The 16,361-nt window shown below is 44.3% G+C and carries 15 protein-coding genes; 13 read left to right on the top strand and 2 right to left on the bottom strand.

From position 1 onward, the window contains the following. The first annotated feature begins 3 nt into the window (after window positions 1-3). The 5 genes from J2736_RS09045 (at window position 4) to J2736_RS09025 (ending at window position 6,799) form a co-directional block, all read left to right on the top strand. A complete protein-coding gene (locus tag J2736_RS09045; RefSeq protein ID WP_310225655.1) occupies window positions 4-1,797 on the top strand; it encodes a sensor histidine kinase in 1,794 nt (597 codons plus the stop codon). A 127-nt stretch (window positions 1,798-1,924) separates the two neighbouring features. Next, complete coding sequence (locus J2736_RS09040; protein WP_310225654.1) at window positions 1,925-3,241, top strand: ABC transporter substrate-binding protein; 1,317 nt, start codon at window positions 1,925-1,927, stop codon at window positions 3,239-3,241. A gap of 68 nt (window positions 3,242-3,309) precedes the next feature. After that, window positions 3,310-4,191, top strand: a complete 882-nt coding sequence (locus J2736_RS09035) for a carbohydrate ABC transporter permease (RefSeq protein WP_173119592.1) — start codon at window positions 3,310-3,312, stop codon at window positions 4,189-4,191. A gap of 1 nt (window position 4,192) precedes the next feature. Then, window positions 4,193-5,089, top strand: coding sequence for a carbohydrate ABC transporter permease (locus J2736_RS09030; protein WP_310225651.1), 897 nt, complete (start codon window positions 4,193-4,195; stop codon window positions 5,087-5,089). 30 nt (window positions 5,090-5,119) lie between these two features. Continuing rightward, complete coding sequence (locus tag J2736_RS09025; RefSeq protein ID WP_310225649.1) at window positions 5,120-6,799, top strand: helix-turn-helix domain-containing protein; 1,680 nt, start codon at window positions 5,120-5,122, stop codon at window positions 6,797-6,799. Between the two features lie 13 nt (window positions 6,800-6,812). Here the strand turns inward: J2736_RS09025 and J2736_RS09020 are convergent, their stop codons facing one another. Then, window positions 6,813-7,637, bottom strand: a complete 825-nt coding sequence (locus J2736_RS09020) for an AraC family transcriptional regulator (protein WP_310225647.1) — start codon at window positions 7,635-7,637, stop codon at window positions 6,813-6,815. 138 nt (window positions 7,638-7,775) lie between these two features. On the opposite strand from J2736_RS09020, the gene J2736_RS09015 reads away from it, so the two are divergent. The 8 genes from J2736_RS09015 (at window position 7,776) to J2736_RS08980 (ending at window position 14,960) form a co-directional block, all read left to right on the top strand. Continuing rightward, window positions 7,776-8,600: a phytanoyl-CoA dioxygenase family protein gene (locus J2736_RS09015; RefSeq protein WP_310225645.1), complete on the top strand. Its 825-nt coding sequence runs from the start codon at window positions 7,776-7,778 to the stop codon at window positions 8,598-8,600. Between the two features lie 13 nt (window positions 8,601-8,613). Next, window positions 8,614-9,414, top strand: coding sequence for a sugar phosphate isomerase/epimerase family protein (locus J2736_RS09010; protein ID WP_310225642.1), 801 nt, complete (start codon window positions 8,614-8,616; stop codon window positions 9,412-9,414). Between the two features lie 41 nt (window positions 9,415-9,455). Beyond that, window positions 9,456-10,103 (top strand): GerAB/ArcD/ProY family transporter, encoded by a 648-nt coding sequence (locus tag J2736_RS09005; protein WP_310226365.1) that lies wholly within the window; start codon window positions 9,456-9,458, stop codon window positions 10,101-10,103. Next, window positions 10,100-11,593, top strand: a complete 1,494-nt coding sequence (locus J2736_RS09000) for a spore germination protein (RefSeq protein WP_310225641.1) — start codon at window positions 10,100-10,102, stop codon at window positions 11,591-11,593. The genes J2736_RS09005 and J2736_RS09000 overlap by 4 nt, the downstream gene beginning before the upstream one ends. After that, on the top strand, window positions 11,577-12,734 hold the full coding sequence (locus J2736_RS08995; protein ID WP_310225639.1) for a Ger(x)C family spore germination protein: 1,158 nt from the start codon (window positions 11,577-11,579) through the stop codon (window positions 12,732-12,734). The genes J2736_RS09000 and J2736_RS08995 overlap by 17 nt, the downstream gene beginning before the upstream one ends. A gap of 86 nt (window positions 12,735-12,820) precedes the next feature. After that, window positions 12,821-13,411: an urea carboxylase-associated family protein gene (locus J2736_RS08990; RefSeq protein WP_310225637.1), complete on the top strand. Its 591-nt coding sequence runs from the start codon at window positions 12,821-12,823 to the stop codon at window positions 13,409-13,411. A gap of 69 nt (window positions 13,412-13,480) precedes the next feature. Further along, the gene (locus J2736_RS08985) at window positions 13,481-14,107 is read left to right on the top strand and encodes a LysE family translocator (protein ID WP_310225635.1); all 627 of its coding nucleotides are present in this window, start codon (window positions 13,481-13,483) and stop codon (window positions 14,105-14,107) included. A gap of 79 nt (window positions 14,108-14,186) precedes the next feature. Next, complete coding sequence (locus J2736_RS08980; protein WP_310225633.1) at window positions 14,187-14,960, top strand: YqcI/YcgG family protein; 774 nt, start codon at window positions 14,187-14,189, stop codon at window positions 14,958-14,960. Between the two features lie 7 nt (window positions 14,961-14,967). Here the strand turns inward: J2736_RS08980 and J2736_RS08975 are convergent, their stop codons facing one another. Further along, the gene (locus J2736_RS08975; protein ID WP_310225632.1) at window positions 14,968-16,302 is read right to left on the bottom strand and encodes an amino acid permease; all 1,335 of its coding nucleotides are present in this window, start codon (window positions 16,300-16,302) and stop codon (window positions 14,968-14,970) included. Between the last annotated feature and the right edge of the window lie 59 nt (window positions 16,303-16,361).

Genomic DNA, 16,361 nt, shown 5'->3' with positions numbered 1-16,361 from the left:
GTGTTGAAGTTATTTACGAAACCATGGTCGTTTTCAGTGACTCTCCATATCTTATTAGTCGTCATGGTTGTCTTTCCGATCGTGACCATCTCAACCATGATTCTTCAAGTCTACAAACGCGACTTATTGCAGCAGACAACGGAGCGGACCTTGCAGACTCTCCATGCTGTTACCTATTCAGCTCAGCAGGAGATCGGTAAAATCGAATACGCTGCAGCTGCCGTCGGTGTCGATCGTGATGTGCTTTCAACGGTTACATCCTTGATTCAAGCGGATGAAAGCAACCGTTTTAAGTATATCAACGATCTAACGCTTGCGCTCAGCAGATACACCTACTCGATGTCCAGCCAGTTGCTCGCGATCCACTTTTTTTATAAAGATGGCGGCGTGTATTCGTTTAAGCAGAACTTGATCAAGGATGAGCAGGAGCTGCGTTCGGCGTCATGGTATCAGAACTTGCTTCAACACAAAGATAGTGTGCAGTTTCTTAGCCTTCAGGAAACGCTTCTATACGGAGTGAGGGAGCCGTTAGCGGTGACAGCAGTGATTGCTCCCAGTGACTACCATACACTTAGTAATGTCGAAATGATCTATTTTTCACTGAATGAAGAAGCCTTTGATAAAATCTTGCGACAGCAGCCCAACGATGATTCCACTTATGTCATTGTGAGCAAAGAAGGTCAAGTTGTCACAGCTAGTTACAATTGGGAGCAATCGAGCTTAACACCGGCCAAACTTGAGCAGATCAGAAGTGCGCGTGAGGGCCATTTTATCGATCAGGTGAGTGATCGCAAGATGATGGTGACCTATGCGAGTGTTGGAGAAACAGGTTGGAAAGCAATTCAAGAGATCCCTTACAGTAAAGTAACAGCCAATTATGAACGTATTTTTAAGTTTGTCCTTTTCGCAACCATTGCGGTTATCATTGTATTTTTGTTAATTTCCTTTTATTTAGTTCATAGCTTGACGAGGCCTATTCATGTCTTAGTCCGTAAAATGTCCCTTGTGATGGAAGGGGAGCTAAACGCCAAGATTGGGACTTCTAAAATAGCAGAAATGGCAGCGCTAGGCAGAACGTTCAATCATATGCTGGATCAAATGAAGCTGCTTCTCCGGCAGCGAGAGGAACAAGAGCAAGCGAAGCGGAAAGCGGAGTTCGCTGCCTTGCAGTCGCAAATTAATCCGCACTTTCTTATTAATACATTAAATGCGATCAAGTTAATGGCGCTGATCAGCAAGGCGGACAATATTCGTAACATGACGAATGCCCTGATGCGACTCGTCTCCTCCGCATTTAATCGAGGCGGCGTGCTTATCCGTTTTTCCGATGAAATCGCTAATCTAAAGCATTACCTATACATTATGGAAATTCGTTATGGCAACAAATTTGAAGTTGAATGGCACATTGATCCGCAAGCAGAATCGAAGTATTTACTCAAACTGTTGCTGCAACCGATTTTGGAAAATAGCATCGTACACGGTATGGCTGGCAAAGAAACACGTGGGAAAATCGTCATTCAAGCACGTATTCATGAAGGCAGTCTGCATATCGTGATCTCCGATAATGGCGAGGGAATGACAGAAGAGCAGCTCGAGGAATTCCGTACAAGGCGCAGCCCGCATACGTTTACAGGCATGGGTGTTGCCAATGTCCATCACCGAATTCAGCTGCACCATGGCGAGGATTACGGTATTATTTTGACTGCGAATGACCCCAGAGGCACGAGAGTGGCGATGAAAATCCCGATTATTCATCGTGATCAGGAAGAAGAGCAACCGCTTCGGTTGGAAGCTTAAAGCAGTTCATAAAAGATCAACTTCATAGCCGAAAAGATCATTTGGATGCGTTTTCATCCCGTGTATGATAAAGACAGGTTAAAAAACTAACCGAATCAAAGATACATTCATTGGAGGGGTTTCAAGAATGGGGAAAAGTAAATTTGTAAGCACAATGCTAGTGGGCGGACTTGTTGTGCTAAGTGCACTGACAGGCTGCGCCAAGGATACAGCAACACCCGCAGCAGCTTCAGTCAAACCAGCCGAAACGAAAGCGGCAGCAGCGACACCAAAACCAGCGGAACCCGTTAAGTTAAAACTTGCGATGTGGGATGCCAAAGGGGATCTTAAATTTTGGACAGATAAAGTGAAGGAATACACGAAGGTAAAGCCGAACGTGACGGTAGATATTGAAATGGTGCCGGATAACGGCGGTCAATACTTAAAGGTGCGATTAGCTGCCAATGATTTGCCTGATTTGTTCTACCTCAAGCCAGCGCATATGCAAATTTATAAACAATCCCTTCTTCCACTTGATGACTTAGCAGGTGCCAAGAATAATAAGTTTCCAGCGAAAATTGATGGCAAAATATTAGGCGCACCGCTCGTTTCCTTCTCGGAGTTCGTCTACTTCCACCCAAGTATCTTCAAAGAGTTGAACTTGGATGTGCCGAAAACAATGCCTGAGTTCTTGTCCACGATGGAGAAAATTAAAACGAATGGGAAATATACGCCAATCGCCATTGGTGGCAAGGAAGACTGGACGTTCTATCCATTCATGGAGTTCGGCCCTCACATCCTCTCTGGGGATGAGAATTACTTAGCGAATTTGGCGAAGACGCCGGAGCCTTTCGGAGAGGGCAGTACATTTGATAAAGCTGGGAAAATTATTAAAGAAATGTCAACAAAGAAGTTGGCAGGACTTGATGCCTTATCCATATCTTTTGATCAATCCACACAGTTATTTGAATCGAAAAAAGCAGCCATGATCGCAGCGGGTCAATGGTATTACGGTGACTACGCGACGAAAGTGAAAACGGATGAAGATCTTGGCGTATTCCCTCTTCCGTTCCGCACCACAGAAAGCGAACCACTTACTTCCATGACTGTATCCGATATGAACGTTGGGATTAATAAAAACAGTAAAAATGTAGAAGAGGCGAAAGCATTCTTCGACTGGATGTTCAGTAAAGATGTGTACCAGGGCTTCATTAATATGGCACAACAATTCTCGACGATCAATGGCGTGAGCACGGACCTTCCTTTCTTTAACAAATGGACAGAAAAGTATCCGTTTAAACCATTTATCTACTCAGCAACAGATGAAGGCTTTGCCAAAGTGAGCGGTGCGGCACAATTTGATTTCAAAAAAGCTGCGCAGGAAATTTACTCAGGTAAACCGATCGACACCTTGGAGAAAGAACTGAACAACAAGTGGAAGAAAGCGGTTGAATCGAACAAATAGGTAATTAAATAGAGGGTACTTTCTGAGCGATTGGAATAGTGCCCTCTCTTGTATACAGGAGTGATTACATGAATTATCGCATGCAGCAAAAAGTCGTCATCGTTTCGTTTTTATTCGTTCCTGTGGCTCTATTATTGTTGTTTCTGATCTATCCAACGTTGCAGTTGTTTCGTTATAGCTTTACGAGTTGGGATGGGTATAGCCCAAGTTTTAAGTACATTGGTTTTAATAATTACAAGCAGATGTTGTTTGATTTTCCTGAAGCGTGGCATGCCATTCGAAACAACGTCACTTATTTTATTTTACATGCCATCGCGATCCCGCTTGAAATCATCATGGCTGTTCTCTTAACAAGAGCACTGCGAGGGAGTGCGTTCTTCCGCTTCTCGGTGTTGATGCCTTATATCATCAATGGTATCGCTGTGGCCTATATGTTCAGCTACATTTATAATCCGATCAATGGTCCATTGAATGAACTATTGAAAGCAATGGGGCTCGAATCCTGGATTCAAAGCTGGTTGAGCGATGCGAAAATTGTGAATTATTCCTTAGTCGTTGTTTCCTTATGGCGTTATAGCGGCGTGCATATCGTGTTGTTTCTAGCAGGACTGCAATCGATTCCGAAGGACTTGTATGAAGCCGCAGAAATTGATGGTGCGAACTTTTGGCAGCAGCAAAGGTATGTAACGCTCCCAGGCATTCGACGCGTAATCGAGATCATATTATTCATGAATGTGTCTGGAGCCCTTCTACAGTATGACATCCCGCTTGTTATGACGAACGGTGGTCCTGGCAGTGCGAGCAGTACATTTGGACTCTTTTCACTCCAAACGGCATTTACTTACAACAATTACGGTCTGGCCTCAGCGATGGCAGTTATTCTCTTGCTCATGATTATCGTTTTTTCATCGTTGCAAGCATGGATCGTGAAAGACAGGAGTGAGGCTTAACATGGAACGTGCACTATCGCTTGAACAAATGAGAAAGCAGCCGTTGCCAAGCCGTACGCGATCGATGGGCAAGCAACGGATAGTAGCGAATATCGTGTACTATGTGCTTTTTACGCTCATGGCTATACTGATATTCGTACCCATCTTACTCGTTGTATTTGGTTCGTTTAAAACGAATTTGGAACTTGCCGAAACCTCCCCATTTTCGCTTCCGAAGAGTTTTCTGCATATCGATAATTATGTAGGTGCGCTAAAAGAAGGAAATATGATACGCGGGCTGGGGAATTCATTCCTGCTTGTCGTGTTGAGTATGCTTGGCAATATGCTGCTCGGGACGATGACCGCATTTGTGCTTAATCGGTTTCAGTTCCGTATGAAAAAGTGGATTCTCCTTCTTTTTATGATGTCGATGATTATTCCCGCCTACACGACGGAAATTGCTCGCTTTCAGCTTCTGCATACACTGGGCGTTTACAATACGCTTGGGGCGCCGCTTCTAATTTATGTTGGCACGGATATTATGCAGATTTATATATACATGCAATTTCTCGAAAAGATTTCGGTTCAGCTTGACGAGAGTGCGATGCTGGATGGGGCTTCTTATGCTCGAATCTTCCGTTCGATCATTTTCCCGCTGCTGCTGCCTGCAACGGCCACTCTTGCGATTCTTAAAAGTGTCACGATCATGAATGATATCTTCGTCCAGCAGTTATATATGCCTGATAAGAAGTTGGCGACACTGGCTACTTCCTTAACTGCATTTGTGAGTACGCGCAGTTCGGACTTGTCTATGCTCTGTGCAGGTATTATTATCGTTTTATTGCCGAGTGCTATTTTCTATATCGTTTTTCAACGGTATATTTTTAAAGGTCTTATGGATGGTGCGGTGAAAGGATAACTACGAAAGAATCAACTTCTCAGATGGGGGATGGACAGGTTGTTTAAAATGATGATTGTCGACGATGAACCGCTTGTTCGTCTAGCGCTTCTACATATGATTGACTGGGATAGCATGGGCATACAGGTTGTCATAGAAGCTGACGATGGTATGGAAGCACTTGCTATTCTAGAGCAGCACGGCGATATCGACCTGATGCTGCTTGATATTGAGATGCCCAGACTGAGCGGCATTGAGCTGCTGCGAGCACATCCGGCAATTGTACAGAAGCGAAAACCTGTCGCCATCATGCTGAGTGCCTACAGCGAGTATAGCTATGTCCGAGAAGCCTTTGTGCTTGGCGCCATTGATTTCATTGTGAAGTCGGATATGGATGAGGAACACTTGGTGCCAGTTATTTTGAAGGCGCTTAATGAACTTCAAACGCGTGAGACGTCGACGCCTGTTGTCGAACGTGTGGAAGAAGAGATCGATCGGAGGAGTGAAATCCTTCGGCAGCTCATCTCCATCAATCCTCAACAAGATGAATCGGCGTATGCTGCTGCAGGGGCTAGTATCACAGAGTGGCTCGAAGAAACGAATCAACTCGTGGCTGTTATTACCATTTCGCAAGGCTCATCTGAGGGGGCAAGGACGGGGAGAAGCTTAAGGGATGGACAGACACAGCGGTTCATCATGCAGTCTGTGCAAACCGTTCTGGACGCCATGTCAATGAAGTCTCAGTTATATGGAAAGAGCGAGTCGGAATACGTGCTATTCTGCTCGTTCGCAGCATTTCGAAGCGAAAGTATGATTCGGGAAAAAGTACAGGCGGCTTTCTCTATGATTCAAACGCGACTCAATCAATATGTCAATGTGTCCATATCCATTGGGATTAGCGATCTGGCTAGCGGCACGAAGGTTTGGTACCGTTTGTATCAGCAAGCAGCCCATTTGGCTTCTATGTGTTATTTTGCCGGATTTAATAAAGTATTCTATCCAGAAAGTTGTATGGAGTTGGGGAAATACGGTGGGGAAAGCGGGATTGAGCATGCCCGTAAGCTTCAGGTTACGTTGAAATCAACAGGTGCAAGCATCGCGCAGCTACTCGAGCAAAGTAACGCTCAGCTATGGTCTAAGGCATTTGAGCAGATGGAGCTGCTGCTTGGGCAAACATGGGGCTGGAGACCGCAAGATGTTCACACCGCGTTTGAGGATTTGCTTTGGGAGCTAGGAGGACTGCTTTATCGAAAAGGCATTCGTTGGGATGATCTCGACGAACAACTTCAGCATCCTTTTGAATATATGAAGAGCTTGGAGACACTGGATGAAACGAAGACCTGGCTGCATCGCATGTGCAGTCAGTTATTTCAACACATTCACGGCAAGACTACAGAAGCTAACTATAGCAGTGTCGTCACACTAGCCAAGCAATTTCTAGATCTCCATTATACGGAGGACGTCAACCTCACGTTGATCAGCGAAATGGTGGGCGTTAGCGAAGGGTACTTAAGTAAGCAATTTACCAAAGAGGTAGGCTGTAATTTTATTCAGTATTTAACGAACTTACGCATTGAGGAATCGAAACGGTTAATGAAAAAGAAGGGTAATAAAATTACGTATATCGCTGAAACGGTCGGGTACTTGAATGTGGAGCATTTCAGCAGAATGTTCAAGAAAACGACGGGGTATAGCCCGAAGTTGTATCGGGAGAGTTTGATTTCCCAATAACCGTCTAGTATAACTAGTGCTTCTCGGTTCCCATTAATTTTACCTTACGGTACGTGCTGGGAGATTGATCATATGCTTTCTTAAATAGCTTGGAAAAATGGAATTCATCATAAAAATGCAGCTTAGCTGCAATTTCTTTCAACGATAAGCTAGTGGTTTCGAGAGTAACTCTCGCAGCTGCTAGCTTTAGTTTTATGAGATAGTCGTTTGGAGACAAGCCTGTGAGGGCACGGAACCGGTTGAAAAAGGTCGTACGCGACCAGCCGCTTAGCTGGAGCAGGTCTTCAATACGAATTTGTTTATCCAAATTCCGATGGATATAGATGAGGATTTGGTTGAGCTCTGTGTGGTGAGAAAGGGCAACCAAGGAATGTTCTCTAGTTAACAGGAGTAAAATTTCTTGCAATAAAATGTTTGACGCATATTCGTAGCCATGGAGCTGAGCAATTAAGCCGTCAATCATCCGTTCGCACAATTGAATGGCTTCTGCCATTTTGCCGGTAGAGATAACTTCCATTACTGGAAGCTGTAGATGACGGGTCATGTTTAGTTGGCTAAAATCTAGGAAATAAAACTTCCAATCGTTATTCAGACATTTGTACATGGTGGGGATGCCGTGTTCCACGAAGAAAAAGGTGTTTTTCTCCAACTCATACGTATGATTATGCAAGGTAATGATCCCTTTTCCATCATAAGTAAGGAATAAACCTGGAACGTTAAAGCCCTCCCGCTTCGATACTTCATAGCTATTATCGGCATGAACCTTCCAAATGGAGTGAAATAGAGGAAGAGGAACGTCTGACTTCTCTAACTTATGGGGAATGTCGATTAAGGTCATGGTTTACTCCTTTCATTCGTTCTTTGTTATTGTACGATTATACATGAAATGATAACGCTAATCCATGGTTGTAATCATTGTCGCACCCTATACTTAGACTATAAGCAAGTAAGAAAACACCTAGGAGTGTGGATGCATATGTTGTTGAAAGTCGGCAATCGCGAATTAGAGATGGATGGACAGCATTTAGAGGAACTTAGAAGTTCTAATGATATTATTCATGATATTGCAGCATTGCGTGAGCGCATGGAGGAGGATGGCTACTTGCTCATTCGTGGATTTCATGATCGGGACAAAGTGCTAACCGCTCGTACAAGCATTTTGGAAAAAATGGCGCAAATGGGCAAATTAGATCGCGATACGCAGCTAGAGGAAGGTGTGATGGCGGATGGCAGCAAAACCATTTTCTTTGGAGGAACGAATGAAGATTTGCCTGCCCTCTTGAATGTCTTGAATGGCGATCATATCATGCGCTTCTTTGATGAATATCTGGGTGACCAATCGTTAACTTACCATTACAAATGGCTGAGAGCTGTGGGGAAAGGTGATTTCACAGGGGCGCATTATGATATTGTTTACATGGGCAGAGGTACTCAAAATGTGTATACCGTATGGTCCCCGCTGGGAGATGTTTCTTATGAAATGGGAGGTCTAGCCATCTGCCTTGGTTCACACCGTTTCGAGAAATTGAAAGCGTCCTATGGTTCCAAGGATGCTGATCGTGATGGGGTTAACCACTATACGGATGATCCGCTGTTCATTACGGAGAAGTTTGGTGGTAAGTGGGCAACAACGGAATTTCAGGCAGGAGATGTGCTCATCTTTGGCATGTTCTTGATGCATTGTTCGCTTGAAAATACGACGAACCAATACCGGATTAGTGTAGACGCCAGGTATCAGTCCGCGAATGAGAAGGTAGATGAAAGATGGAGCGGCAAAAAGCCGAAGGGCCATTCTAAATAAGGGGAATGCAGCAATGGAGGAGATTCGAGTAATAAAATCATTGTGGGGAATGGAATCTTTTACCTACAAGGATGCTTTAGCTGCAATCGCCGCTGCCGGATATGACGGTGTGGAAGGTCCTGTTCCATCGGAGAAAGATCGCGAGGAATTTAAGGCGCTTTTGCAAGCGCACAACCTATCGTATATCGCACTCATTTCGACTTCTGGTGAGCATGAGGCCGCTTTTACAGCAGGTGTGAAAGCGACCGCTGCGCTTGCGCCGGAGTTAATTATTTCCCACAGTGCGCGGGATTGCATGGATATTGAAAGGCAATTGAAATTTTTCGAACATGCAGTAGAGGTTGAAAATAAATACGGGATCCCTGTCGGACATGAGACACATCGGCATCGCGCGATGTTTACGCCGTGGACGACCGCAAAATTGTTGCGCGCCCTCCCAGATTTGAAACTGACAGCTGACTTTAGTCACTGGTGCTGTGTGTGTGAATCGTTGCTTGAAGATCAGAACGAGCATCTGCAACTGGCCATGGAGCGAACGATTCACATTCATGCCCGTGTCGGCTATGCCCAAGGACCTCAAGTTCCACATCCCGGAGCACCAGAGTATGCCAATGAACTGCGAACACATGAGTCGTGGTGGAAGCAAATTGTTGCAACACGTGTAAGGAAAGGATTCGCTTATACGACAATCACCCCAGAGTTCGGTCCACCGGGCTATATGCCGACAATCCCTTTTACGAATGAACCGGTGAGTGATTTATGGAAGACATGTCTGTGGATGGCTGATCGGCTGCGTGAAACATATAAGGAATGAGATCATCTCCCTGAAAGAATGGCTGCTAGTATAAGCAGACCATTCTTTTTTTTGTAGGATTATTTCCGGGGAAATCAAATGCTTCAGTATCCTGGGCTCACCCAAAGCTGCTAAAGCCTGTTCTAGAGCATGGATGGCAGCCCGTCTTGCATGGCATGGTTTATGTCGGTAGCGGGTTTATTGAATTCATGATGATCATAGCTGTCCAACATCGGCTTAAGTCAGGCGTTAAGGTTTGGAAAATCGGCATATTGGCAGTGCTTATGGTCTATATCTCGTTAGGCCCTATCATTGGTGCTGTGACCGAATTCGGTCCTGTTGAAGCTGCAAAACAGTCTGAGCCGCCTTATGAACAGTGGCGCTTGGTCAAATTGGGCAGCAATATTGAACATGTCGATTTCCTATCTGTCTTCCAGTGGATGTCTGGTGCGATTATTCGAGTCGGTTTCTCGCAATTTTTATTGGCCGAAATGGTCCCTTTTATACATGCGAAAAAACGTAGTTGGTTTATCCTTTGTGTGACGGTCAGCTATTTGCTGCTATCAATGATTCCCCTTGAGAAATATACGGTTTATTTATGGATGTATCGATTCTATTTCCCAATCTCCTTAGTTGTGGCATTGTTCGTATCGATAGTTTGTATAGTGATCTTGTTGTTTTCTAAGAGATTCAAGGAGGGAACGGCATGACTGCAACTGAACTTGAACCCGTAGAGGGTTGGGACAAGCAGAAAATTAAGGCGCAATTTCTTCACTCTGCAGACGTAGAAATACAGCCATATCGATTTGAAGAGGGCAGCTCCTCCGAAGTTATTCTGATCTATAGCGGAGGATTAAGTGACTCCTCACAGATTGCAAAAGTCATACTTCCAGAGTTGGATAACTTGTACCGGCAACAAAGATTATGGGAATTGCAACTGAAACATATTTCCATTCCGTTGCCGTTGACAGCGATAGAACCCACAGCCTTGAAAGAGCAAATATCAGAGTGGATCTTTCAAGGAGATCTCATTCTGCTGTTCACACCGACGAATCTGCTATTCAGAATGTGTATTGCTAATCGTCCAGAGCGTACTCCTGAGGAATCAAGCACGGAAATTTCCATCAACGGACCCAAAGATGGATTTGTTGAAGATATCAATATTAATGTGGCCTTAATACGAAAACGCATTCGGAACCACTCCCTTTGTTTTGAAAGTTTTACATTGGGAAGAAGAACAAGAACCAAAGTAGGTTTGCTCTATTTTTCTGATATTATTGCTCCAAATGTGCTGAACGAAGTTCGAAAAAGAATAAATAAAATTGATGTGTATGGACTTCAAAGTGTTAATCAACTTGAGCAGAAGATTGCTGATAAACCGTTTACGCTAATGCCTTTATTTGATTATACCGGCCGGCCGGACAAGGCAGTCACCAGTTTACTGAACGGAAGATTTGTCATTATCGTAGATGGGAATCCAATGGTTCTAATAGGGCCGGGAACCTTTTTACTATTACTAAAATCACCTGAAGATATCTACTTTAGTTTCCAGTATATTTCGTTTGCGCGAATGATTCGTGCAATCAGTTTTTTCTTATCGATTTTATTACCAAGCGCATGGGTAGCACTCACTTCGTTTCATCCGGATCAGATTCCCTTTCGGTTGATGGCAACCATTGCCACGGCTCGGATTGGATTACCGTTCTCTGGACAAGTTGAAATGTTGATATTGCTGATGTTGTTGGAGATCTTTCGAGAAGCTGGCCTTCGCCTGCCAAGTAATATTGGCCAGACCTTGACCGTTGTAGGTGGATTAATTATTGGGGATGCCGCCATTCGAGCAGGTTTCGTTTCTCCGAGTGTCATCGTTGTTGGGGCCATCGTGGGAGTGACCGGTTCAACTTTAGTTAGTCAAAATTTGATCGGGGCCGTTATCGTCCTCCGCTTTGCGTTTTTTTTCATTTCTGCTGTATTTGGCATGTTTGGCTTAATCGTTAGTGTTGTGTTGTTTATTGGCTATTTGTGCAAACTAAGCTCCTTTGGGGTTCCCTATATGACGCCCCTGTCACCCCCGGTGTTTAAAGAAATAGCACGATCTATCCTACGACTTCCTTGGAGCCAATATACAAAGAGACCTAATGACTTAAACACTGTTGATACTGATAAGCAAGGGGAAGATCCGCATGAAAATAATCATTAAAACGTATATCGTGTTTACTATACTTTTAGTGGTATCAGGATGTTGGGATTCCAAAACGATTCAAAATATGACGTATGTAACAGCACTGGGGCTTGATTATGAGGAGGGACATTTTATTGCTTATATTCAGGTGCTTAACTTTTCGAATGTGGCAAAGAGCGATAAATTAGAACTTGGTAAAAATGTCCCCGTATGGATTGGTAAGGGAGAGGGGAAGACGGTCGTAGAGGCCTTATCATCTATTTATGCAACATCTCAAATAAGGGTATTCTGGGGGCACATTAAAGCAATTGTCTTAAAAGAAGGTGTATTGAATAACAAATTGGCGCTTAGGCAAATCTACGATGCGATAGATCGCTATCATGAGGTTCGATATAATATCTTACTTTATACTACGAAAGAAAGCTTCTCTGACATCTTAACGCAGAAATCAGTGCTTAATCTTTCGCCGCTGGACACAATCATGGATTCACCAGAGGAAAACTTTGCTCAGAGATCTTTCATTCAGCCACAGTATGGTTACAAACAAATTGCCCAACTTAACGAAAAGGGCAGAACGGTCATCCTTCCAACACTGTCTACCACGAAAAAAGAATGGCAGGAAGATCGAAAAGAGAAGCCTATGTTTAAAATAAATGGTGCCTACGCCATGCAAGAACATGTATTGACGGGGTGGTTTTCAGAAGACGATCTCAAAGGAGTGAGATGGTTTGATAAGAAATCGAACCGCGTATTTGTTCAAATACCCGATAATAAAAAACCGGAAGGATCGTTAGTATTATCCAAACCTCATCCTAAGATAGAAACACTAATTGATCAAGATAAAGCACGCTTTAATCTAACCATAAAGGTTCGTGCGGTAGTGGAGGAAATGACCAAAAACGTATCTGTTAAGATGATGGAAGAACAAGCTGCACAAGTAGTTCGAGAAGAGATTCTTTCGACGTATCGAAAGGGCTTGTCTACACAGACAGACCTGTTGAATTTATTTGGAGAAATTTATAGAAATAAGCCTCAAGCATGGCATCGGTTACACGACGGAGGCCACTTGGTTTTGAAAGAGGACTCCATCAATAAGATTGATGTCAAAGTGAAAATTACGCAAACCGGAAAATATAAAGGCAGAGTGCTTCCTGAGTAGTCTTTAGTGTTATTTATTTTTTATCATAAATCCACGAACGATAAGCCATACTGTAAGGTAACTTATTTACAATTAGGAGGACCTGAATGAGCAAGCAGCATTGGCAAATCCCAGCTACAGAGGGTCTCGGTTTCCGGGTCAAACGGGACCAAGTGATTCGAATTACGGATGTGGAGGGGGAACAAGTGGCCGACTTTGTGGCCTATCGTGCGAATGATTTCAGCGAGCGACTGGACCCTACGGTTACAATGGACGCATTACATGCGATGAAAGTGAAGCCTGGGGATATGATTTACTCCAATAAATATACGCCTATGCTCACGATTATTAGGGATAAGGTAGGACAGCACGACTTTATTAATTCGGCCTGTCGGCCTGAAATGTACGAGTTGCTGTATAATAAGCGGGACCACACCAGCTGCTATATGAACTTAAATGAAGCACTGGCACCATTTGAGATCCCCGCCCCAGATCAACATTATCCCTTTAATATTTTCATGAACACCATCATTCAGCCATCGGGGCAAATCCTTGTAGAAAAGCCTTTATCGAAAGCAGGGGATTATATCGAACTTCGTGCTGAAATGGACCTGGTTGTGGCGATATCTGCTTGTCCCTGCGAAGAAAGTCTCTGCAATGGGTACAAATGTACACCTATTCGTGTCGACATCATTTAATCTTCTAATGAACTAGTACCTCTCATACAATAACTTGTACAAGTTATTTGATATTCAGGGGGCGAACTTATGCATGCTTTTGTCACGTATGTCATTCTAGGAATTTCATTATCGGCTCCCATCGGTCCTATTAACGCCGCTCAACTCGACAAAGGAGCCAGATATGGTTTTACTGCCGCGTGGTTGATCGGACTAGGCGCGATGTGTGCCGATTTGCTGTATATGCTGCTGATTTATTTTGGTTTAGCCCATTTCTTGACCACCCCGTTTATGAAAACATTTCTGTGGTTGTTTGGCTGTTTTGTACTTATCTACACTGGCGTAGATACGCTAAGAAACGTGAAGACAACCAAGGAAGCTAGCCCCCGCGAGGCCCAATCCAGCGTAAGTTCCTTCCGTTCTGGATTTATTATGGCGCTTACGAATCCGCTCAATATCTTATTTTGGCTAGGTATTTATGGCTCTATTTTAGCCGAAAGTGTGCAGAATTATGGACTAACCCAAGTGCTTTGGCATACCTCCGGTATCTTTGCAGGCATTCTATTGTGGGATGTTGCTATGGCCACGCTCGCTAGTTCCTTTCATAAGTTCGGGAGTCGCACTACCCTGCAAATCATTTCTGTTATAGCTGGCCTTTCTCTCATTGGCTTCGGGTTCTATTTCGGTTATCAAGCCTATAAGCAGCTAACGGGTTAGATGAGGTCTAACCGAGATACTCACCCATATCACCTCCTTCGCATAGTATGCTTCGTACTTAAGAAGGAGGTTATTATGCATGGGTAATCTATACGCCAAAGACTGGCTTGATACACATATGGACACACTTGCCGCATGGAAACAGGATGCCTTCCGTCAATTCGGGAATATGATTGCAGATCCAGGCAATACGTACCCTTGTATACCCGGCCGTCAAGGCTTTCTGACCAACAACCTGCGCTTTGGTTTTGGGGCTGATCCAAGATCAGAGCAGGCGGCCCTTGATACCATGGAGCTCTTGCAAGCTTATGGTCGTTGCTCGCGGGAAACAGGGAAATTTGCCTCTCTGGTTATCTTTTTCGAAACACCTGCAGACATGCTGAAAAGCTTCTCAGTAGAAGACTATGAGCAGCTTTTTTGGTCTGTTCTTAGTGGGGTTAGTGCCAAAGATGAGGCGCCATGGCCTGCGCATATTTCAAAGGATCCTGCCCATCATTCTTGGGAATTTTGTTGTGATGGGGAGCCCTATTTCTCCTTTTGCGGGACACCTGCCCACATGGTTAGAAAGAGCCGAATGTTTCCGCATTTCCTCATTGCTTTTCAGCCGCGATGGGTGTTCGAAGAAATCAACGATTCTACTCCTTTTGGACGCAATATGAAGAAACGCATTCGCCAAAAATTAGAAGCATACGACAGTATCCCCGCACATCCATCTCTGAAATGGTACGGACAAGAGGATAACCAAGAATGGAAGCAATACTTTTTACGTGATGACGAAAGCGTCCCTTCTAAATGTCCTTACACGTTTATGAAAAATAAACTAAAAGCTGTTGGTGTGCTTTTTCATAAATAAAATATCGTTACGCTGGCTCAGTTCGTTCCGAATGATGCTTCATCCACCAAGTAATTAGGATAATTACCAGCACGATAAGAAGGCTAGTCCAAAACCCAGGTCTACCGGTTTGCTCCAGAAGTGGTCCCGTTACGGCTACCATAATAAGAAGGATAGCGCTCCAAGATTTCAGATGGCCGCTAAGCGTTGGCCGAAGTTGTTTCAGATAAGATGCGACGATAAGCAGCCACGTGTATAAGAGCACCAAGCCCCCGGCTGTCGTTATATGTTCAAAGATTTTACTTGGCATAACTAGCGCTAGAACGATAGATACACTGAGCCCGATCGTATTCACCCCTAGTGCATACAGCGGTAATTGCTTCTTGCCTTTCTTGTTGGCCAGCCATGGAGGGGCATCGCCGCCTTCCGCTAAAGCAACCAGCATCGTGGATACACCGTATAGCGAGGCAACAAGGATAGAAAATCCTGCAATAATTAGAACTCCATTCATGATATGCACGAGAATGGGTAATTTCATGATGCCAAGTGCGAGCAGCAGGGGGCTTTTATCAGGTGTTACGTGCTCCTTGGTAATAAAAAGAAGCGCTAAACTAATAGCCACTACGTAGAGCACTGTGATTGCAAGCAGCATAATCCTCCCAGCTTTAGTAGCCTCTTTGGGGTTTCGCAAATGGATGGCCATAAAGCCCATGACCTCTATGCCGCTAAACGCATAAAACGCATACAAAAGTCCTTTCCATGCGCCTGTCCAACCGGAACCAAACCAATGAGCCGTACTGCCCTGAATGGTGTTTATCCCATGGGTCCCTTTAATGAAAACAATGCCTGCGATTGCGATGAATAGGAACACTGCCCCCATTTTCACGATAGCGCATATATTCTCGGTTTTGTTAATGCCTTTGGAGCCAAGAATGATAACAAAGATGGCAAGGATCGAATAACAAGCAGTCAGCAACCAGAGTGGCAGATTAGGAAACCAGAATTGTGTGAAAATCCCAATGGCTGTTAAGGAACTGCCAAGAATGAGCATTTCCGAGGACCAATATAGCCATCCCACACCAAACCCTGCCCAGCGGCCATAAGCTTCCCTCACATAATTTCGAAAAGAACCTTTTTCAGGGTTAGCGGCCGTCATCTGTGCTAAAGCTTCATATACAAATAAGGTAGCTAGTGCTGCCAATAAAAATATGGCGACGACCAGGAATCCACTCTTCTGAATGGCGATGCTGGATCCGAGGAAGAAACCTGTTCCGATTGTGCATCCAATGCCGAATAGGGCTAACTGCCACCAGGACAGCTTGTTCGAGTTGTTATTGCTGTTCGTATGCCGCAAAGTCTCCATAAGTGATGAACCTCTTCCCTTGCTTAAATGTGAGAAAGCCCAAACAGGGCATTTGGGCC

Origin of the sequence: Paenibacillus qinlingensis (genome assembly GCF_031455095.1) — a bacterium.
Lineage (GTDB): Bacteria > Bacillota > Bacilli > Paenibacillales > NBRC-103111 > Paenibacillus_E > Paenibacillus_E qinlingensis_A.
The sequence above is the reverse complement of the archived record's forward strand: the minus strand, read 5'-3'. Positions and strand labels throughout refer to the sequence as shown.

Bases quoted from the DNA above. Each gene is read 5' to 3' on its own strand.
- J2736_RS09040 (WP_310225654.1), top strand. From the start codon at position 1,925: ATGGGGAAAAGTAAATTTGTAAGCACAATGCTAGTGGGCGGACTTGTT.
- J2736_RS09035 (WP_173119592.1), top strand. From the start codon at position 3,310: ATGAATTATCGCATGCAGCAAAAAGTCGTCATCGTTTCGTTTTTATTC.
- J2736_RS09030 (WP_310225651.1), top strand. From the start codon at position 4,193: ATGGAACGTGCACTATCGCTTGAACAAATGAGAAAGCAGCCGTTGCCA.
- J2736_RS09025 (WP_310225649.1), top strand. From the start codon at position 5,120: ATGGACAGGTTGTTTAAAATGATGATTGTCGACGATGAACCGCTTGTT.
- J2736_RS09020 (WP_310225647.1), bottom strand. From the start codon at position 7,637: ATGACCTTAATCGACATTCCCCATAAGTTAGAGAAGTCAGACGTTCCT.
- J2736_RS09015 (WP_310225645.1), top strand. From the start codon at position 7,776: ATGTTGTTGAAAGTCGGCAATCGCGAATTAGAGATGGATGGACAGCAT.
- J2736_RS09010 (WP_310225642.1), top strand. From the start codon at position 8,614: ATGGAGGAGATTCGAGTAATAAAATCATTGTGGGGAATGGAATCTTTT.
- J2736_RS09000 (WP_310225641.1), top strand. From the start codon at position 10,100: ATGACTGCAACTGAACTTGAACCCGTAGAGGGTTGGGACAAGCAGAAA.
- J2736_RS08995 (WP_310225639.1), top strand. From the start codon at position 11,577: ATGAAAATAATCATTAAAACGTATATCGTGTTTACTATACTTTTAGTG.
- J2736_RS08990 (WP_310225637.1), top strand. From the start codon at position 12,821: ATGAGCAAGCAGCATTGGCAAATCCCAGCTACAGAGGGTCTCGGTTTC.
- J2736_RS08985 (WP_310225635.1), top strand. From the start codon at position 13,481: ATGCATGCTTTTGTCACGTATGTCATTCTAGGAATTTCATTATCGGCT.
- J2736_RS08980 (WP_310225633.1), top strand. From the start codon at position 14,187: ATGGGTAATCTATACGCCAAAGACTGGCTTGATACACATATGGACACA.
- J2736_RS08975 (WP_310225632.1), bottom strand. From the start codon at position 16,302: ATGGAGACTTTGCGGCATACGAACAGCAATAACAACTCGAACAAGCTG.